The sequence below is a fragment of the Ruegeria sp. O4 genome (genome assembly GCF_056535125.1).
Map to the genome: position 1 here is coordinate 501,895 of NZ_JBQERO010000001.1, position 20,192 is coordinate 522,086.

At 57.9% G+C, this 20,192-nt stretch carries 16 protein-coding genes; 5 read left to right on the top strand and 11 right to left on the bottom strand.

What is annotated here, in order from left to right:
* Positions 1–85 precede the first annotated feature (85 nt).
* Both mfd and ACR0J7_RS02485 read right to left on the bottom strand, forming a co-directional pair.
* Positions 86–3,544: a transcription-repair coupling factor gene (gene mfd, locus ACR0J7_RS02480; RefSeq protein ID WP_480913210.1), complete on the bottom strand. Its 3,459-nt coding sequence runs from the start codon at positions 3,542–3,544 to the stop codon at positions 86–88.
* A gap of 21 nt (positions 3,545–3,565) precedes the next feature.
* Entirely contained in the window at positions 3,566–4,090 is a 525-nt protein-coding gene (locus tag ACR0J7_RS02485) for a component of SufBCD complex (protein ID WP_480486469.1), read from the bottom strand.
* A 119-nt stretch (positions 4,091–4,209) separates the two neighbouring features.
* Between ACR0J7_RS02485 and hemB the strand changes: the two genes are divergently transcribed.
* The 4 genes from hemB (at position 4,210) to ACR0J7_RS02505 (ending at position 9,056) form a co-directional block, all read left to right on the top strand.
* Entirely contained in the window at positions 4,210–5,208 is a 999-nt protein-coding gene (hemB, locus tag ACR0J7_RS02490; RefSeq protein ID WP_480485484.1) for a porphobilinogen synthase, read from the top strand.
* A gap of 143 nt (positions 5,209–5,351) precedes the next feature.
* Positions 5,352–5,924: a lipid-binding SYLF domain-containing protein gene (locus ACR0J7_RS02495; RefSeq protein WP_209503773.1), complete on the top strand. Its 573-nt coding sequence runs from the start codon at positions 5,352–5,354 to the stop codon at positions 5,922–5,924.
* Between the two features lie 165 nt (positions 5,925–6,089).
* A complete protein-coding gene (locus ACR0J7_RS02500) occupies positions 6,090–8,552 on the top strand; it encodes a penicillin acylase family protein (protein WP_480913212.1) in 2,463 nt (820 codons plus the stop codon).
* Between the two features lie 108 nt (positions 8,553–8,660).
* Positions 8,661–9,056: a nuclear transport factor 2 family protein gene (locus ACR0J7_RS02505; protein WP_480564514.1), complete on the top strand. Its 396-nt coding sequence runs from the start codon at positions 8,661–8,663 to the stop codon at positions 9,054–9,056.
* A gap of 1 nt (position 9,057) precedes the next feature.
* On the opposite strand, the gene ACR0J7_RS02510 is transcribed toward ACR0J7_RS02505, so the two are convergent.
* The 5 genes from ACR0J7_RS02510 to trkA form a co-directional block, all read right to left on the bottom strand.
* Positions 9,058–9,366: a putative quinol monooxygenase gene (locus tag ACR0J7_RS02510; RefSeq protein ID WP_480480697.1), complete on the bottom strand. Its 309-nt coding sequence runs from the start codon at positions 9,364–9,366 to the stop codon at positions 9,058–9,060.
* A 20-nt stretch (positions 9,367–9,386) separates the two neighbouring features.
* Positions 9,387–10,658: a GTPase HflX gene (hflX, locus tag ACR0J7_RS02515; protein WP_480504981.1), complete on the bottom strand. Its 1,272-nt coding sequence runs from the start codon at positions 10,656–10,658 to the stop codon at positions 9,387–9,389.
* On the bottom strand, positions 10,658–10,897 hold the full coding sequence (hfq, locus tag ACR0J7_RS02520; RefSeq protein WP_005982826.1) for an RNA chaperone Hfq: 240 nt from the start codon (positions 10,895–10,897) through the stop codon (positions 10,658–10,660). Before hfq ends, hflX begins: the two co-directional genes overlap by 1 nt.
* 132 nt (positions 10,898–11,029) lie before the next feature.
* A complete protein-coding gene (locus ACR0J7_RS02525) occupies positions 11,030–12,568 on the bottom strand; it encodes a TrkH family potassium uptake protein (RefSeq protein WP_267366208.1) in 1,539 nt (512 codons plus the stop codon).
* Positions 12,568–13,944, bottom strand: coding sequence for a Trk system potassium transporter TrkA (gene trkA / locus ACR0J7_RS02530; protein ID WP_480504979.1), 1,377 nt, complete (start codon positions 13,942–13,944; stop codon positions 12,568–12,570). The genes ACR0J7_RS02525 and trkA overlap by 1 nt, the downstream gene beginning before the upstream one ends.
* Positions 13,945–14,040: 96 nt before the next feature.
* Here trkA and ACR0J7_RS02535 point away from each other — a divergent pair, with 96 nt between their 5' ends.
* Positions 14,041–14,520 carry a hypothetical protein gene (locus tag ACR0J7_RS02535; protein ID WP_480480691.1) on the top strand — a complete coding sequence of 160 codons (480 nt, stop codon included), beginning with the start codon at positions 14,041–14,043 and terminating at the stop codon, positions 14,518–14,520.
* Between the two features lie 26 nt (positions 14,521–14,546).
* Here the strand turns inward: ACR0J7_RS02535 and ACR0J7_RS02540 are convergent, their stop codons facing one another.
* The 4 genes from ACR0J7_RS02540 to ACR0J7_RS02555 are packed head-to-tail and all read right to left on the bottom strand — an operon-like array spanning position 14,547 to position 20,078.
* On the bottom strand, positions 14,547–15,728 hold the full coding sequence (locus ACR0J7_RS02540) for an MFS transporter (protein WP_480564511.1): 1,182 nt from the start codon (positions 15,726–15,728) through the stop codon (positions 14,547–14,549).
* Positions 15,729–15,771: 43 nt separating this feature from the next.
* Positions 15,772–16,365, bottom strand: coding sequence for a helix-turn-helix transcriptional regulator (locus ACR0J7_RS02545; RefSeq protein WP_480485476.1), 594 nt, complete (start codon positions 16,363–16,365; stop codon positions 15,772–15,774).
* Between the two features lie 42 nt (positions 16,366–16,407).
* The gene (gene ntrX / locus ACR0J7_RS02550) at positions 16,408–17,817 is read right to left on the bottom strand and encodes a nitrogen assimilation response regulator NtrX (protein WP_480480685.1); all 1,410 of its coding nucleotides are present in this window, start codon (positions 17,815–17,817) and stop codon (positions 16,408–16,410) included.
* Positions 17,814–20,078: a sensor histidine kinase NtrY-like gene (locus tag ACR0J7_RS02555; RefSeq protein ID WP_480913383.1), complete on the bottom strand. Its 2,265-nt coding sequence runs from the start codon at positions 20,076–20,078 to the stop codon at positions 17,814–17,816. Before ACR0J7_RS02555 ends, ntrX begins: the two co-directional genes overlap by 4 nt.
* Positions 20,079–20,192 lie beyond the last annotated feature (114 nt).

Genomic DNA, 20,192 nt, shown 5'->3' on the forward strand with positions numbered 1-20,192 from the left:
CAGGGATCCGCTTCTTCATCTGGCCGTAAATATCCCGGGGGAGATGCGCGGAACGCGCAGCGGGGGCAGAGCCCCCTCCCACATCTCAACCTGCTTTAACCTTTTTCTGCGCGGCGACCACTTTTTCAGCAAGATCGCGGGCAATTGCAAAAGCCCCTTTAATCTTGTCGCTGTCTTTTTTCCAGTCCCGGCGCACGACGATCTTGTTGTCTTTGACCTTGGCCATACCGCGTTGATTTTGAATGAACTCAACCAGTCCCTGCGGCGAAGCGAATTTGTCATTGTGAAACTGGATGGTCGCGCCTTTCGGCCCGCCGTCGAGCTTTGCGATCCCTGCGCGTTTACACATGGCCTTGATCCGCACAACCAGCATCAAGGTATTCACCTCCTTCGGCAATTTGCCAAAACGGTCAATCAATTCCGCAGCAAAGCCTTCCAGTTCGACCTTTGTCGACAGCGATGACAGGCGGCGATAGAGCCCCAGGCGCACATCCAGATCTGGCACATAGTTCTCGGGGATCAGAACCGGCACACCCAGATTGATCTGCGGGGCCCATTGATCGTCTGCATCCGACAGCCCCTCCATCTCGCCGGCTTTGATCTTGGCAATCGCCTCTTCCAGCATGGATTGGTAAAGCTCGTAGCCGACATCGCGCATCTGGCCGGATTGTTCTTCACCCAACAGGTTGCCCGCACCACGTATGTCAAGGTCCTGCGAGGCCAGAGTGAACCCGGCCCCCAACGTATCCAGCGAGCCCAGAACACGCAGGCGTTTCTCGGCGGCAGCGGTCAATTTCTGACGCGGTTTGGTGGTCAGGTAAGCATAGGCACGGGTTTTCGAGCGCCCCACCCTGCCCCGGATTTGATAGAGCTGCGCAAGGCCAAACATGTCCGCGCGGTGCACGACCATCGTATTCGCCGTCGGAATATCCAGCCCGCTTTCGACGATTGTCGTGGCCAGCAGCACGTCGAATTTCCCGTCATAAAACGCGTTCATCCGATCATCGAGCTCACCCGCTGCCATCTGGCCATGGGCGACCACGTAAGTGAGCTCAGGCAGTTGATCTTTCAGAAATTCTTCGATCTCAGGCAGGTCCGAGATGCGCGGTACAACATAGAAACTCTGCCCCCCACGATAGTGTTCACGCAGCAGCGCTTCTCGGATTGTAACGGCATCGAACTCGCTGACATAGGTGCGGATCGCCAGTCTGTCGATTGGAGGTGTTCCGATAATCGACAGGTCGCGCACGCCGGTCAACGATAGTTGCAGCGTTCGTGGGATCGGTGTCGCGGTCAGGGTCAGCACGTGAATGTCTGAGCGCAGCTGTTTCAGCCGTTCCTTATGACCCACGCCAAAATGCTGTTCCTCGTCGATGATCAAAAGCCCCAGATTGTTGAACCGTATGTTCTTGGCCAAAAGCGCATGCGTTCCGATCACGATGTCCACTGTCCCGCGGGCCAGCCCGTCACGGGTTTTCTGGGCTTCTTTCGACGAAACAAAGCGCGACAATTGCCGCACCTCCAGCGGGAATCCCCGAAAGCGCTCCCTGAAACTCGCGGCATGCTGGCGGGACAGAAGAGTGGTGGGCGCTACAACCGCAACCTGAACGCCCGACATGGCGGCGACAAATGCGGCGCGCATGGCAACCTCGGTCTTGCCAAAGCCGACGTCACCGCAGATCAGACGATCCATTGGTGCGCCGGAATGGATATCTTCCATCACATCCGAGATCGCTCGCAACTGGTCTTCGGTTTCCTGATATGGGAACCGCGCGCTGAATTCTTCCCACGCGTGGGGCGGCGGATCCATGACCGGGGCTTTGCGCAGCGCGCGTTCAGCGGCGATGCGGATCAGCTTATCGGCCATCTCGCGGATGCGCTCTTTCAGCTTGGCCTTCTTTGCCTGCCATGCACCGCCGCCCAAACGGTCCAGCAGACCTTCGTCATGTCCGTATTTCGACAGCAATTCTATGTTTTCGACCGGCAGGTACAGCTTTGCCTGCTCGGCATATTCCAGCAACAGGCATTCATGGGCAGCACCAGCTGCGGTGACGACCTCCATGCCCATGTAACGACCTATGCCGTGATCCACGTGAACAACCAGATCACCGGGGCTGAGCGATTGGGTTTCGGTCAGAAAGTTTTCGGCCTTGCGGCGCTTTTTGGGCTGACGGATCAGCCGGTCGCCCAGCACATCCTGTTCAGCGATCACCGTTAGATCAGGACTTTCGAACCCGTGCTCCAACGCCCAGACGGCAAGGTGCAAGCCGCGTTTACCAATGCGGGTGCCATTGGCCACATGTATCGCCTCGGCCAACCCTTCGTCTTCGATCAGGCCGGTCAGGCGTTCCCGCGCGCCATCGGAATATGAGGCGATCAGCACCGGTCCTTTGTCGAGCTTTGCAGTGATGTGACTGGCCAAAGCACCGAACAGGCTGATGCTTTCCTGCTGGCGTTCCGGTGCAAAGTTGCGCCCGATGCGTCCGCCCGCATCGATGACACCGGGGCCAGAGGCTTGCGGCAGCGGGCTGAACTGCAAAACCCGACGATCCGCGACCGCCGCCTCCCAGGCGGTATCGTCAAGATACAACAACCCCGGAGGTGTGGGTTTATAGACCGTGTCCATGCGGGATCGGTTTTCCAGCGCCAGTCGCCGGGTTTCGTACTGATCGGCAATCGTATCCCAACGCGCCAGACGCGCGGGCGTCACCTGATCATCGACAGTGATCACCGCATCCGGCAAATAGTCGAATAACGTCTCAAGTTTTTCGTGGAAGAACGGCAGCCAATGTTCGATCCCCTGATGTTTGCGGCCCACGCTTACGGCCTCATACAATGGGTCATCTGTACCGGCGGCACCAAACTCGATGCGATAGTTCTGACGGAACCGGGTTATGGCGGCCTCGTCCAGGATGACTTCGGACACCGGTGCAAGTTCAACGATGTCCAGCTTTTCGGTTGTTCGCTGGGACGCCGGATCAAAGCGTCGCGCACCGTCCAGAACGTCACCGAACAGGTCCAGCCGAACCGGGCCCGTCTCTCCCGGAGGGAAGATGTCGATGATGCCGCCACGGATGGCGTAATCGCCGGGTTCCATCACCGTTGGACTTTGTGTGAACCCCATACGCACCAGAAAGTTTCGCAGAGCGGTTTCATCTATGCGATGGCCAACTCGGGCAGTAAACGCCGCCTCTCGCAAAACTTCTCGTGCCGGGACGCGTTGGGTCGCGGCGTTCAGCGTGGTCAGCAATACATACTGTTGGGGCATCTGGTGAACCAGCGCCGCCAGTGTGGCCACGCGCGCCGCCGAGATATCCGCATTGGGCGAGACCCGATCATAAGGAAGGCAATCCCAGCCCGGAAACACAAAGACAGGCATCTGAGGCGCAAAGAACGCCAGTGCGGAACGCATCGCTTCCATCCGCTTGTCATCGCGTGCGACATGGGCCACCGGCCCCTTGCTGCGGGCAATCTCGTTCAGCACCAGCTGCGCGTCAAACCCTTCGGGGGCGCCGCCAACTGTCACGTGGTTCGGAGCCTTCATCGCCTCGCCTTTCAGAATCTTCTATCCCAGAACGCCAATCGAAAGGTTCTGATACATGCCCCAGAACGAAGTGACCAGTATCGAGATCATGCCGATGATCTGGGTATACAGTCGGCAGCGGGAAATTGTTTTTGAGACAGTTTCGAGAGTCAATTCCTGCCGCCGAAGACGCCTTGCATGCACGATATTGACCAAAAGCACCAAGGTCATTGGGAACAAAAGCAAAAACAGGGCCTGCGCGAATTCGACGTCATAATAGAACCCAAGCGTGGCCATCCCGGTGAACAGAAAACACCCAAACGCCAAAAGGATGGTGCCAGACATGTCGACAATCAGCAGAATCCGATTTGTATGGATGCGAACGATGTCGAGCAGATCGGTTTCAACCTGACCTCCGATCCGGCGGGCACGGACAACCAGATCATATGGGATGCCCATCACCCAGTGGCTGGCCGACGACCAGAGTACCGCCAGTACGATCCAGAACCACAGATTCGAAAAGCTGCGCATATCGATGAGTTCAAAGATCGAAGAGTACCAGTCCAAACCCAACCCTTTATTCACACTACTCAGGGGGGTTCCATCTAGGCGCGCGTCCATTGATACCCTTGAGACCTTTGTGAATTCATGCCACCCAATGCACGAATGTTCAAGGAGAACGCGCCATGAAACCGACCATTGCCCCATTTCCCATGACCCGCTTTCGCCGCGCCCGTCAATCACAGGCAATTCGTGCGCTGGTGCGTGAGAACACTCTGACAACGGATGACCTGATCTGGCCGGTTTTCGTACGCGAAGGCGAAGGCATTGAAGAGCCCGTGCCCTCGATGCCTGGTGTGGTTCGCAGATCGGTTGACCTGATTGCCAAAGCGGCGGTCGAGGCCCAGGCCCTTGGGATTCCTGCGATTTGCCTCTTTCCCTACACCGACCCTGCGCTGAAAACCGAAGACTGTGCCGAGGCATGGAACCCCGACAACCTGTCAAACCGGGCCATTCGGGCAATCAAGGCAGCGGCTCCGGACATTGCCGTAATGACGGATGTGGCGCTTGACCCGTATAACATCAACGGTCACGACGGATATGTCGTTGACGGCGAAATCGTCAACGACCAGACCGTCGAGGCACTGGTAAAGATGACGCTGGCACAGGCCGACGCCGGTGCGGATATCATCGGCCCGTCGGACATGATGGATGGCCGGATCGGGGAAATGCGTCGCGCGCTGGAAGGTGCAGGCTATCACAACGTGATGATCCTCAGCTATGCCGCAAAATATGCCAGTGCATTTTACGGACCCTTCCGCGATGCGGTCGGCGCATCGGGGGCCCTGACGGGCGACAAGAAGACCTACCAGATGGACCCCGCAAACTCGGACGAGGCTTTGCGCCTGATCGAACGCGATCTGACTGAAGGCGCGGATATGGTGATGATCAAGCCGGGCATGCCATATCTGGATATCTGCCGCCGCGTGAAAGACAGTTTCGGTGCGCCGACATATGCCTATCAGGTATCGGGCGAATACGCGATGATTCAGGCCGCAGCTCAGAACGGCTGGATCGATGGCGAGAAGGTGATGCTGGAAAGCCTTCTGGCCTTCAAACGCGCCGGTTGCGATGGAATTCTGACCTATTTCTCTCCTCAGGTTGCGCGCATCCTGCAGGGATAAAGCCCGCAAGTTTCGCGATATTTCGCCGATAAGATTGCCCGATCGGGCAGCTTTCCCGTGACACATCGCCCTGATCGGCGTATCCTTGCCGCCAAGACCGGGATCACCCGGCATATCAGGCACAGTTACAGAGATATAAAACCATGAGCAGTTCCAACTCCCCCCGACTGAATCGTCGCGGCTTTGCCTTGGGCATGGCAGGTCTGAGCTTGACCGCCGCCTGCGGCAACGGTGTCGGCAATTCCAACGCAGCAACAATCGATGCCCGTGTCGACGCAACGCTGACCGAGATGTACAGCCGCTATCCCAATACGGTTGAAATTGCGAACAAGGCCAACGGCATGCTGGTCATGCCGCTGATTACCGAAGCCGGTTTCGTGTTCGGTGGCGGTTACGGTCGCGGCGCACTGCGCATCAGCGGTGCAACAGTTGACTTCTATTCGGCGGTCAAGGGCACGGCCGGGCTACAGATCGGCGCGCAGCAATATGCGCATGTTCTGTTTTTCATGACCGAAGACGCCCTGAACGATTTCCGGCGCTCCAGTGGTTGGACAGCCGGAGCAGATATTGGCTATGTGGTCAGCGATCAGGGCGATTCCCTGTCGACAGACACAACGACACTGCGCTCGCCCGTTCTGGCCGCCATCTTCGGACAGGCTGGGCTTCAGATCGGTGCGACCGTGGAAGGCACGAAATACACCCGCATTATTCCATAATTCGGGCTTCCCACTTCTTCTGACAAACCCCATCACAGCGGAATGCTGGGGTGGGGTATTTGTTTTCATCCTTTCTGCACAGGTTCTTGCCGCGTTCCTCTTTCGGTTGGACCCGCCATCCACTAATCTCCGCGCAACCTTCATGTACTAGAATTTGGGGCAGTAATGGGTCTTGTTTTCCGCTGGCTGGTGCGCATCGTGTCGGGTCTGATCATGCTGATCCTCGCCGCAATGGGCCTTGTCTATTTTCTGGCCAGCCAATCCCTGCCGGATTATGACCAGAAACTCGAAGTCAACGGGTTGACCGCACCGGTTGAGATCGTGCGCGACACCGCCAATGTGCCGCACATACTGGCCCAAAATGACCCGGATGTGTTTTTCGGTCTTGGATATGCCCACGCGCAGGATCGATTGTGGCAGATGACGGTCATGCGCCGCACCGCGCAGGGCCGCTTGTCCGAGATCTTTGGACCGCGCACCTTGCGCGTTGACAAGCTTTTGCGCCGGCTGGATCTGTACGGCCTTGCCCATCGCTCGGTCGAAGTGCAGGACGACTATACCAAGGCTGCCCTTCGTGCTTATGCGGCCGGGGTCAACGCACGCCTGACCGAGATCAACGACGAGGCCTTGGGGCGCGGCGCGCCTGAGATGTTCCTGTTCAATGCACCCGTCTCGCCCTGGCAACCGGGCGACAGTATTGCCGTGATCAAGCTTATGGCGCTGCAGCTGTCCGGTCACCTGACGGACGAGGTTCTGCGGGCGCGTACGTCTTTGATGCTGAGCAATCCTGACAGGCTGGCAGATATTCTGCCCGATGTTCCCGGCCCCGGCATTGCTGCGTTGCCTGAATACGCTTCGCTGTTTCCCAACCTTCCACGCTATGCCGCTGGTACGAGTTTTCCTGAAACGCTGCTGTCACCCCTTCCCAAACGCGGGCTGGCGGGGGCATCAAACGCCTGGACTGCTGCGCCTTCGCGCTCGGCAAGCGGTGGAACATTACTGGCCAACGACCCGCATCTCGGCTTCACAGCACCCGGCGTGTGGTATCTGGCGCATCTTGGTCTGGAAAAGGGAAGCGTCATTGGGGCCTCGATCCCTGGTATTCCCGCAATCATGACCGGCCGCAGTGACCGGTTGGGTTGGGGGGTGACGTCATCCTATCTTGACGATCAGGACATTCATATTGAGCAGCTGAACCCGGAAAACCCCGAAGAATACCTGACCCCGGATGGCTATAAGGAATTCCAGACCCGTCCTTCGATCATTGAAATCAAAGGGGAAGCTCCGGTTACACTGACGCTGCGCTGGACTGAAAACGGGCCAGTGTTGCCCGGTACGGATTACAAGCTGGAAACCATCACACCGCCGGGCCATGTTGCGTCTTTGTCCTGGACGGCGCTCAGCCCGCAAGACACTTCGATGACGGCGTCCATGGCCCTGATGAACGCGGACAACGTGCAGGACGCCGTAACCGTGGCCCGGCAATTCATTGCGCCCTCGCAAAACCTGTCACTGGTCGACAAAACGACAATAGGGATGAAACTGATTGGCGCCATGCCCCGGCGTGATCTGCAAAACCAAAGCCGCGGACGCATTCCGACACCCGGCTGGATCGAAGCAAACCGCTGGCAAGGCCGCCTGCCCTACGCCAACAACCCGGAATTCGTGGCCCCTGCCGGTGGCGTTCTGGGCAACACCAACAACAAGATCATCGACCGCCCGTTCCCGGATCATGTGTCCTACGAGTGGGGTGACACTCAGCGCGTACATCGCTGGGAACGCCTGATGCAATCGCGTGAGGTGCATACCCGCGACAGTTTCATTGAGGCGCAACTGGATACGGTCAGTTTCACCGCGCGCTCTCTGCTGCCGCTGATCGGTGCTGACCTTTGGTACACCGGTGCCTCGGCCCCTGAAGGGACGCCCGAACGACAGCGCCAGATTGCGCTGTCGCTGCTGGCGGACTGGAACGGCGAGATGAACGAGCACCTGCCCGAACCGCTGATCTATGCAGCCTGGGTGCGGGCGCTTCAGATCCGCCTGATTTCGGACGAGCTTGGGCCGCTGGCCAGCGAATTTAAACATGTCGAGCCCCTGTTCATCGAACGGGTCTATCGTGACATTGATGGCGCCGGTGTCTGGTGCGATGTACGACAAAGCGCGCCGGTTGAAACCTGTACCGAAATGGCACGACTTGCGCTGGATGACGCGCTGATCTGGATCACCGAACGCTACGGCAGCGCACTGGAATCCCTGCGCTGGGGTGATGCCCATCAGGCAACCCACGACCACCCGGTTCTGGGGAACGTGCCTATACTTCGGTATTTTGTGAACATTCACCAATCGACCAGTGGCGGCGACAACACCTTGCTGCGCGGGCGCACGTCCGGCGAAGGGCTCGACCCGTTTCAGAATGTGCACGGGGCCGGGTATCGCGGTGTGTATGACTTTGCCGATCCAAACAGCTCGGTCTTTATCACCGCTACCGGCCAATCGGGCCATTTCCTGTCGCGCTATTACGACGATCAGGCGCAGCTGTGGCGGCGTGGCGAGTATATTCCCATGTCGCTGGACCTTGACCTTGCCCGCGCCGCTGCTGTCGGAGTGACCAATCTGATCCCACGTTAAGCATCAGGGTTTCGGCGACTCCCCGCCCCTTTTTGTCCGGACCGTGGACGCCATGCGGCAGTTTCGCCTACCATCACCGGGCGAACTGTTTCGGACCAGGGGGAAACTATGGCCAGCATTCGGGATACTCTGAACAACCTTGCCCGGGATTACGCAATCGCCTGGAGTTCAGGTGACGCCGATGCCGTTGCCAGTTTTTTCGCGCTGGACGGACGGATTACAATCAACAGAGGTGACCCGATCGAAGGGCGCGCAGCGATTGCCGATATGGCCCGGGGTTTCTACGCCGATTTTCCTGATCTGGAGGTGCGCTGCGACATGATGCGATGGGCCGGATCTCATGCCCTATTTGTCTGGACGCTGGAAGGGCACCACTCACAGACTGGTAATCATGTCGTTGCGCGCGGTTGGGAAGAATGGGAATTGACACCCGACAATCTAGTTCAGTCATCCTTGGGTTGGTTCGACCCTGATGACTATCGGCGACAGATAGACGGGCGATAATCTAGTCCAGACGGTCGCTTGCGGTTTCAATTGTGTAACTCCGCGGTATTCCCTGTGTAATCAGAAACCACTCGGATGCCTTCGTCCGCTGCTGATGCGCATCAAAGGCCTGCTGATTCACAAAAACCTCTGAAACAGTGAACCGTCCGGGTGTGATCTGATCCTCGACAACGTCGAACGACAGGCAACCCTCTTCCGCCTTTGTGAGGGCGATATGCGTGGGCAGAGCGGCGCGCACATCTTCAAGGCGGTCCGCCGGGACATCAATAAATCCGGTCAGGAATACTCTTTGATCCATTGTATCAGCCATCTTCCGCAATTTCACTGTATCTATAGTGTGTCGAATTGGGCGGCCTGCTTATCTGTCCAAAGAACAGTGATACGGAACCCCTCTTCGGTCTGCTCTTCAGATTGTACAACATCCTGCCGGAACAACCACGCCCGCTTGTTCCCTTCCGCAAAGGTCAGGTTCAGAACAACCTCGTGCCGGGCCCCTTGCAGAATTGCTGCAATCTCGGACAGTAAAGGGGTCACGCCTTCGCCGGTAACTGCCGAAATGGCAAATATGGCCGGATCGCGATCCGCCCTCGCCAATGCGGCGTCTTTTTCTTCCGTGCTCAGCAAGTCAGTCTTGTTCCAAACCTCAAGCCGGGGGCGTTCTTCGTCGACACCAAGCGAGGTCAGGATTGCTTCGACATCCTGCGCCTGTGCTTCGGTTTCTTCATGGCTGATATCGCGCACGTGAACAATCAGATCAGCACCCAACACCTCTTCAAGCGTGGCCCGAAAAGACGCCACAAGCTCGGTCGGCAGGTTCGAGATAAAACCCACCGTATCCGATAGGATCACTTCCGGGCCATCGGGCAGTTGCACGCGGCGCATGGTAGGGTCCAGCGTGGCAAACAGCATGTCCTTGGCCAACACTTCGGCCCCGGTCAGCCGATTGAACAGAGTAGATTTCCCGGCATTGGTATATCCAACCAACGCAACGATCGGATAGGGCACCTTGGCCCGCGCGGCACGGTGCAACGTGCGGGTCTTGACCACTTTCTGCAATTGGCGACGCAGACGCACCAGTTGTTCATCAATGGCGCGGCGGTCGGCTTCGATCTGGGTCTCGCCGGGTCCGCCGACAAATCCCAAACCGCCACGCTGACGTTCAAGGTGGGTCCAGGCCCGCACCAGCCGTGTCCGCTGATAGCTGAGCGCAGCCATTTCGACCTGCAACACCCCTTCACGGGTACGTGCGCGGTCGCTGAAAATCTCAAGGATCAGCCCGGTCCGGTCGAGGATCTTGACCTTCCATGCCTTTTCCAGATTGCGCTGCTGAACCGGTGTTACCGGTCCATCGATCAGAACCAGCTCAACCTCGTTTTCACGAAGCCGCTCACCCAGTTCTTCGATCTTGCCACTGCCAAACAAATAGCCGGGTTGGGCGCGTTGCAGGCGTACGATTTCAGACCCGATCACATCCAGATCGGGCAAAGCGGCGGCCAGCGCAACCGCCTCGGCCAGCGCGGGTTCGGGAACGCGGCGCTGTTCATCTGATTTGATTTCGGGATGCAGCACCCAGGCCCGGGTGCGCGTCCGGTCATGTTCCATCAAGAGGCGTCTTCGCCCTCATACAGGTTGATCGGCTGTGATGGCATGATGGTTGAAATCGCGTGCTTGTACACCAGCTGCGACTGTCCGTCGCGGCGCAACAATACACAGAAATTGTCGAACCAGGTGATCACACCCTGCAATTTCACGCCATTGATCAGGAAAATTGTAACCGGAACCTTAGCTTTCCGTACATTGTTCAGGAAAGCATCCTGAAGATTCTGTCTGTCCGAAGCCATATTATGATAATCTCGCCATTGTTCTTGCTACGCGTTGCGGACCAACGCGCTCCCTCCCGGTGAGTATGGAGTGCCGCGGTAAGATATTCCAGACGAAAAATTAAGCACTAAAGACGACGGGATCCAACCGGTTCAATCCCGCCACAGCGAAGGGGTGATCAGGGCGATGATCGCAAGCGTCTCGAGCCGGCCAATGACCATCGCCGCGCACAGCGTCAGCTTGGCCCCTGCGGACAGGTCGATCAACCGGATTGGAACATCAGTGGCCAATTCAATCAGCGGACCCGTCGTGCTGAGCGTTGCGACGCTGAGCACCATGGCCTGTTCAAACCCGGCCCCCATTGCGGCCAGCAAAAGGTTGAACACCGCCAGTGTCAGCGCAAAGAGCATCAGAAAAATCCAGGCGATAAACGCGCCGTCCCTTTGAATGCGTCGGTTGCCGCCTCCAACCCCGCTGACGGATGAGGGATAGATCAACCGGTCGATCTCGCGCGCACCGTTCAGGTACAGGGCAAAAACCCGCAGCAGTTTCACGCCGCCAGCCGTGGTGGCAACCCCACCACCGATCAGGGCCAGCCCCATCAGCAACAATCCGGGCGTTCCCAGACCAGACAATTGCTGCGCATCATCCCAGTTTGCGCTTTCAAACCCGGCGGTTGTCAGAAAGGCCAGAACAGTGAACAGCATACCCCAGATGACCTGCAATGCCTGCAAAGGTTCGATTTGCCCGCCGATTTCCGTAACGCCTGCAATAACGCGAAAGAACAGTAACGCAGCAACGGCCAGCACAATCATCAGGCCAATGCGAAACTCCGGGTCCGTATCCAGGCGGGAATAACCGGATGTTGCCGTGTCGGTCGAAAATGTCAGGCGCGAAAGGGCAAAGAACAGGAACAAAAACAAGATCGCCTCACCCGTGAAGCCCGCCTGCGCGCCTTCCATGCCGCCCACCGGAGAAATTCCGGACGTCGCCATGACCGACATTGCGTGGCAAACGGCTGTCAGTCCGGTTTCGCCTGCGATCAGAAGAAGGATCCAGATCACAGCCGTCAGCCCGGCATAGACCGGGGTCAGTCCCTTTGCCACACGGAGCAGTCGACCGCGCGGATCAACGCGTTCGCTTTGCGCAACACCCGATACCGGGCGACCCGGCTGACCGCGGGCCGTGACCTCGAACCCACCCAGCGACAAAGGCGCAAGGATTGCCGCGGCGGCAATCCACATCAGCAAACCGCCCATCCATCCAACCAAGGCGCGCCACAGGTGCAGCGGGGCCGTCAGGCGGTCTGGATCCGGAAACAGATCCGCCCCCGTGGTTGTCAGGGCACTGACCATGTCAAAATAGGCGTTCAGGAATGTGGTCGTTCCCAGCGCATCGTGAAATGGAATCGCAAGAAAGACAGGCAGAATGGTGAAACATGCAAGCATCACCGCCAATTGTCCCAAAGTTCCGCGCCTTGGCACACGGTTGGACGAGGCCAGTGCGACACTGACGACCAGAAACAACCCTATGATACCGGAGTACAAAAACGACCGCGATGTATCGTGATCATCCAGCGCCAGCGCGTAAACTGCCGGAATCCACATGGCCAGTGACGCAATAGCCCAGATCAGAAGAAACAGCGGCAACCGCCGCAATAGCCCGATCTGTTGTATCCCCGCATGCGCCATCAGAAGAAATCGATTGAAACCTGCATCAGGCGTTCGACCTCAGGCACGTCGTTGGCCATGGCAAAGATCGCGACGACATCCTTTTCATCGATCCTGAGGCTGCCCGTCGGTCGCATAACTTCATCTCCTTTGAGTACGGCCCCCACCAGTACGCCCTCGGGAAAATCGATATCGCGCAGCTTTTGACCGGCCATGGGAGAGGTTGAAAGAACCTCAGCCTCGATCACTTCGGCCTCAGCATCTCCGATCGAGTAGACCTGTCGCACCCGGCCATGACGGATGTGGCGCAAGATCGAACTGACGGTGGTTGCCCGTGGATTGATATACGCATCAATCCCCAAAGGTCCCATCAGGGCCACCATACTGGGATCATTGATCAAAGCGATCGCCAGGGCACAACCCTCGGCCTTGGCGCGTACAGCGGCCAGCATGTTCGTGCGGTCGTCATCCGTAACCGCCAGCATTGCATCCGCCCTGTCGATACCGGCTTCGCTCAACAAACTGGCATCAAGGCCATCACCGTGCAGCACAATCGTCCGTTCCAGCGCCTCGGCGGCGATCTCGGCGCATCGGCGATCCCGCTCGACGATTTTGGCGCGCACGCGGCTTTTTTGTTCTTCCAGAGTTCGCGCCACTTCAAGCCCGACATTGCCCCCGCCCACGATCACCACACGATCCTGACGCTTTTGGGTCTTGCCAAACACCTCCATAGTGCGATCCACGTCTTTTACATTGGTAAAGACGTAGCATTCGTCGCCCACAAACAGCTGATCCTCGGATTCTGGTGCAAACAGCGTGCCATCGCGACGCACCCCCACTACGATCGAACTGAGCGTCGAGAACAAATCGGTCAGTTGCCGCAAAGGTGTGTTCACGATCGGGCAGTCTTCATCCACGCGAATACCCAAAAGCTGCGCCTTGCCGTCCATGAAAATCTCGGTGTCAAAGGCGGACGGGGCCGACAGGCGGCGCATCGCAGCAGCGGCAACTTCGCGTTCGGGGCTGATCACCACATCAATCGGCAGATGATCGCGCCGGTAAAGGTCCGAGTGGATCGCCTCAAGATATGATTTCGACCGCAGTCGCGCGATCTTGCGCTGGATCGAAAAGACCGAATGCGCCATCTGGCAGGTGACCATGTTCACCTCATCCGAATGGGTCGCAGCGATGATCATGTCCGCATCGCGCGCGCCTGCCCTTTCAAGCACATCGGGGTAACTTGCAAACCCGGCGATCCCCTGGACGTCCAGCGTTTCGGTCGCCCGCCGAACCAGATCGGGATTGTTGTCGACAACGGTGACGTCGTTCAGTTCGCCCGAAAGGTGCCGCGCAATCTGCCAGCCGACCTGACCCGCGCCGCAAATAATGACCTTCATGTTTCTGGCCCTTCTGCCTGAAAGGATTGAATGACAGATGCCCCCAAAGCGGTCAATTGAATTGTCATCGCCGATCAGCTGCGGCAAGATAAGCATATGAAAACGCTGTTTCCTATGCTCGTGCCCCTGATGGTGCTGTCCTCGTGCGGGCCGCTCTCGCTTTACTATCGCGAGGGTGAAACCGTATCACGTCTGCAAAAAGAGACCACCCAGTGCCAGCTTAGGGCGGTTAAAGAGGTGCCGGTTGCCAATCAGATCCGCCAAAGCCCGCCGACTTATTGGCCCGGGCGCACATATTGTGACGGCAGAGGTCGTTGCTATCAATCCCCAGGCTGGTGGCAACCCGGCAGGGTATATACCGTCGATGTGAACCAGGGCCTGCGAAACACGGTCGAGGCGCAATGCATGGCCGAAAAGGGATTTCGCCCTGTCAGCTTGCCGCCCTGCAAGCAAAATGTGAAATCGCGAGTGCCACTGGCGCGAACAACGACGTTGCCGCCCCTCAACAGTGCCTCATGTTTTGTGAAGTTCGATGACGGGTCGTTTCAGATCATCACACCGGGGCAATCCGGATAAGAAGAACCACGGTACCGCGCGATTGATCATTCCAGTCCGGTTGAAGCGCGTTTGCGCCGCGCGGCAAGCCACAGATGAAGCGCCATGGCAACAGCATAGAACCCGACCACGGCAATCAACATGCCCGCTTCACTAGTACGCCACAGTATTGCAAGCAAAACAGGTGTGCCCAAAAGGTTACCCGCATTCCCCATCTGCGCCATGGCACCATAGCTCAGCGCCTGGTTTTCGGGTGTCGAGTTCAACTGCGGCACCGCCGCAAAGCTGCCGCCCTGAACAAGCCCCAGCACCGCAAAAAGCGCAACGCAGACAACGGGCAACGGGGCACCAAGAAACAGGGCGCCTATCGTAAGGATAGACAGCCCGAAACCGAGGTTAATAACAAAAACACCAGAACAAACGCTCAGCAAAACCGGGACGGTAAGCCAGGAAATCACGATCCCGGCCAACGGCATCAGACCAGCAATCATCGCACTGACATCGTCCGGCAATCTTCCCGGAAGAATGGCCAGCAACGAGACAAAGGTCAGCGTGTAAAAGAACCACCCGAGCGCCGGAGCGGACACAAACGCAGAGCGATAGGTCTGTACGTGTATGTCAATCAGTGTTCGCACGCTCCAAAAGGGATTGTTTACCAAATCCGATGCACTGTTGGGACGGAAAGATACGATCAGGACGGCGATCAGAAACATCAGCGCGCCATGGGTAGCAAAATAAACCGGCAGCCCGACCTGAGCGATCAAGGGAAGCCCAAGCCATGCGTTCAGGGCAAAGGCGACACCAAAGAAACTGCTCCACAAAACCATTGCCGCGTTGCGCCATTTTCCAATCGTGATTTGCGCAATCAGTGTTGGTGCTGCGACAACGATAGCCAGATGAGAGACCCCTTCGACAACGCGGCTGACCAGCATCAGGCCCAAACCGGGGATACTGGCCTGAAACAGGGACACCGCCCCGCCAAGGGTCAAGCCAAACATCAGCAACCGGACAGGCCCAACCCGCCCGGCTATCGCGCCGGACAATGCACCAAGAATCGCGCCAATCAGGCTGATGACTGACAAAAGCCAGCCAATCTTGTCCGCGTGCGCAGGATAGAGGGCTGCGACCTGAGCAAAAGGAACCGCAATCTTGGCGAATTGGGTCGCCGCACCTAGCCCGGTAAGCCAAAGCAACAAAACCTGTAACAAGATGCGTAATGGATGGGGCATAAGCCGGTTCTACTGCACCCGACCGCACAGGAATACGCATAAATTATGCGCGTCCCGACCGTGCCCCACTGACCAGCCGGACCGGCGTTCCATCCGACAGGTACAACCGTTCCCAGGTGATCTGTCCGGCACTGATCCGGATACGGTCGTGCCGCGCTTCGGAGGTTACAAACGACTTGGGGTTGGGCGCTTGCAAATCCCACCATCCCTCGTCCTGTAGCTCGGCCTCAGCCTGACGGATTTCGTCCGTCGCAAATTGCCAGAGGGACACGCCAAGCAGTGCCCGTTGGGTGGTTTTCCAGTCCCGCGCCCGCCTGCGGGAATAGGCCAGGCACAGGTGGCTGGCCTCCTCAACCAGATGGATGCAGTCTGCCGAGTTCACGACAAGCCGTCTTAGCGCGTTGTCATCCGCCCTGAAAGGAGCCAGCGCAGCAAACACCGAGTGTTGTTGATCAGGCGTTGGAAGCTGAACCCCGTTCTCCCATCTGGAAACCGTGGTCTGATCGACCTGCAGAACCTCGGCCAGCGCAGCTTGTTTCAATCCGATCGACCGTCGAAGTCGCTTTAACCGCCTGCCAAAAGCCGGGTAGCCTTCGACGAACCGGCCAGACAGATCAGAGTTCACCGTTCTCGCCATCAGTTCCTCACATCCGTCTGCCCGTGAACTATGCCCCCAGACTCACTCTGCCGGTTCGGGTTCGTCGATTTGCGCGACCCGCGCACCAGATTTGTTCGAGGTCACAACACCCAGCGACTTTAACTTGCGATGCAGCGCACTGCGTTCCATGCCGACAAAGCTGGCGGTGCGGCTGATATTGCCGCCAAAGCGGTTGATCTGGGTCAGCAGATATTCCCGCTCGAACGCTTCGCGGGCCTCGCGCAGCGGCAAAGTAGCCAGCGCACCCGACAAGACAACGCGGCCCGACTCTTCGGCCTTGTCTTCTTCATTGGGCAGCTCGCGCGCCTCAATCGGGCCGGTGCCGTCGCCCAGAATCAAAACACGTTCGATCAGGTTCTTCAACTGGCGCACGTTACCCGGCCAGGTCATTGTCTGCAGCAAAGCGACCGCCTCGTCCGACAGCTCCCGCATAGGCAACCCTTGGGTTTCGTTGCACATTTCGATGAAGTGCTGGGCCAGTACCGGTATATCCTCGCGCCGGTCCTCGAGTGAGGGAACGGAGATCGGAACCACATTCAGACGGTGATACAGCTCTTCCCGGAAACGCTCGGCGGCGATTTCATCATCCAGATCCTTGTTGGTCGATGAGATCACCCGAAGATCCACGCGCACCTTGTCCGAGCCACCCACGCGCTGGAATTGCTGATCCACCAGCACCCGCAGGATTTTGGACTGTGTGCCCAAAGGCATGTCGGAAACTTCATCAAAATAGACCACGCCGCCATGGGCTTCTTCCAGCAATCCGGATTCCACACCGCGTTCGGCCGATTCCCGGCCAAACAGAACTTCTTCCACACGCTCAGGCTCAATCCCGGCACAGTTGACGGTCACGAACGGAGCGTTCGCACGGTTGGAGTGGGCATGGATATAACGCGCAGCAATTTCCTTGCCCGAACCCGCAGGTCCACGCAGCATGACGCGACCGTTTGATTTGGTCACCTTGTCCAACTGCCCCTGCATGGCCCGGAACGACGCGGATTTGCCGATCATGTCCGAGTTGTTGACCTCTTTCCGCTTCAGCGACGCGTTCTCGCGCCGCAGACGAGACGTCTCCATCGCGCGGCGGATCACCACCATCAACTGGTCAATGTTAAACGGTTTCTCGATAAAGTCGTAAGCACCCTGTTTGATAGCCGCTACAGCGATTTCGATATTGCCGTGGCCCGAAATAATCACCACCGGCACATCCGGGTTATCGCGCTTTACCGTCTTGAGGATATCAATCCCGTCCATGCGGCTGTCTTTCAGCCAGATATCCAGGATCAACAGACCCGGCGGTTCGGAATTGATCGACGCCATGCACTCGTCCGAGTTGGCTGCCAGCCGGGTTGAATAGCCTTCGTCCTCCAGAATGTCGGACACCAGCTCGCGAATATCGCGCTCGTCATCTACGATCAGAATGTCGCTCATCTTTGGCCTGCTTTCAGTTTGTTGGTTCTAATTGCCTGCTTCTGCGGCGCAACGGTTGGGGACATACTTGCCCCAGGCAAACGGATCACAGCCATTGCGCCAAAATGGCCCTGTCCGTCAAATACGGGCGCGTCCTCAAGGGTCAGCGCGCCGCTGTGCTCTTCTATGATTTTCTTGACAATCGGAAGGCCCAATCCGGTCCCTTCGTCGCGTGTCGTTACATAAGGTTCAAACAAACGCGCCCGGTCCTCCGGCAGACCGATCCCATTGTCTGCAATGGTGATGACTGTACCTGCATCATCGCTTGAAAGAGCCACCTTGATCTGTGGTTTCAGGTTTTCCGGGGCCCCTTTTTCTTTCAAGGTAACAATAGCTTCTCCGGCATTCTTAATCAGGTTGGTCAACGCTTGGTTGAGCATGGTCGCATCTACATCCGCCATGATTGGCTGCTGCGGCAGGTCAGCGTCAATCTGTACGTCCGGTTGTCCCGCGTGCTGCAAAAGAACGGCTTCGCGCACCAGTTCGACTAAGTCCTCTTCGCGGCGAACGGGTTCGGGCATCCGCGCGAACTTGGAAAACTCGTCCACGATACGCCGCAGGTCGTTTGTTTGCCGCACGATGACACCGGTCATCGATTCAAGGCTGCCGCTGTCTTCCTCATCCAGTTTGCGGGCAAACTTGCGCTTGATGCGCTCTGCGCTGAGCTGGATCGGCGTCAATGGGTTCTTGATTTCATGTGCAATACGGCGGGCCACGTCACCCCACGCTGCCATTCGCTGCGCGCTGACCAAATCGGTTACATCATCAAAGGCAACCACATAGCCTTCCAACCCGCCATCCTGTCCGCGACGGATGGCCATGCGGACCAGCAGGTTCTCCAGCCGCCCCTTGCGTGTGACCTTGATCTCGCCCTGAACGGCTTCTTGTCCGCTGTCCTTGAGGCTCTCAAACAAAGGCAGAAACTCGGGAACCGCAATGCCGATAGCCAGGTGTTCTTCGCCCCGCGACCAGTCCAGCAAGCGTTCAGCCGAACGGTTGACGAAGGTAACGCATCCATCGGGATCCACGCCGACAACACCGGACGTGACCGAACTGAGCACGGAATCAAACAGGCGACGCCTGCTTTCGATTTGCTGGGTGTTTTCCAGCAGCGTGTCCCGCTGCCCCTTGAGTTGTCGGGTCATCTGGTTGAAATATCGGCCCAACATCGCGATTTCGTCGTCGCTGGCCTCTTCGATCACCTGAACGCTCAAGTCTCCGGCGCCGACCCGCTGCGCCGCCGTGGTCAAACGTCCTACCGGGCGCGACAGGCGTTCGGCAAACCACATCCCCAGCGACATCGCAGCCAGGATCAGGATCAGCGCAAAGCCGAGATACAGCAGGCCGAACTCGAACAGCACCCTGCCCCGTTCACTCTCCAATTGTTGATAAAACTGTGCCGTTTCCTTGGTGTCATCCAGCAGTGTCAACAACTGCCCATCCACCTCGCGGCTGACATACAGGTAACGATCCAGATAAGCGGTAAGCGGCACCAGCGCACGGAATTCATTATTCGGCCAGTCGGCAATGATCAGCAGCCCCTTATCTGCCGCTTCCGTCATTTGCTCGGCTGTTGGTGCCTCATAGTTGAACAGATAGGACCGATCCCCGCGCGACCGGATTTCGCCCGTTCCGTCGATGACATAGGCTTCGCGCAATCCGCGCTGAATCCGGGCCTGCCCCTGCGCCAGAACCTCGCGGAGTTCGGCATCAGAAATGTAAAACTCCACCGAACGTGCATTGTTCAGGAACCGCGCCAGAACCGTAGCGTCCTGCGTCAGACCGCTGCGATGTTCCTGCTCATAAGCCTCTGCCGCCGTCAGGGAAGACCCGACAACCTGGCGCACGCGATCCGAAAACCAGCCTTCCAGGCCGATATTCACGGTCAGTCCGGCAAAAATGGCGACCGTAACGGTCGGAACCAGCGCAAGCAGCGTAAACGCCCCGATCAGGCGCAAATGCAGGCGCGAGCCCGCCGACTTGGCCCGTCTGGCCGCAATTAGGCTGCCCAACTGACTGAGCACCAAAGCCGCAACGACCAAAACATAGACAAGATCGGCCAGCAGAATCAGCCGCAATGTCGGCGCGGTCGCACCTAGGTCAAAGGGACCAATGACAAGATATGTGGCAAGCGCCAGAACAGGCCCCATGAGGACCAGCCCAAAGGTGCCGAAATTGCGCAGTTTCCGTGATTTACGCCATCGACCAATCGATGGGATCATCCCGCTCTGTGCTCGGGTTGCCACCGTCTGCCCTCATCCTGATGTGCCGCTTGTGCGGCTTACCGCCATATTTCGTGGTCTTTTCCCGACAGATGCCGGGATGCCACGGTTTGT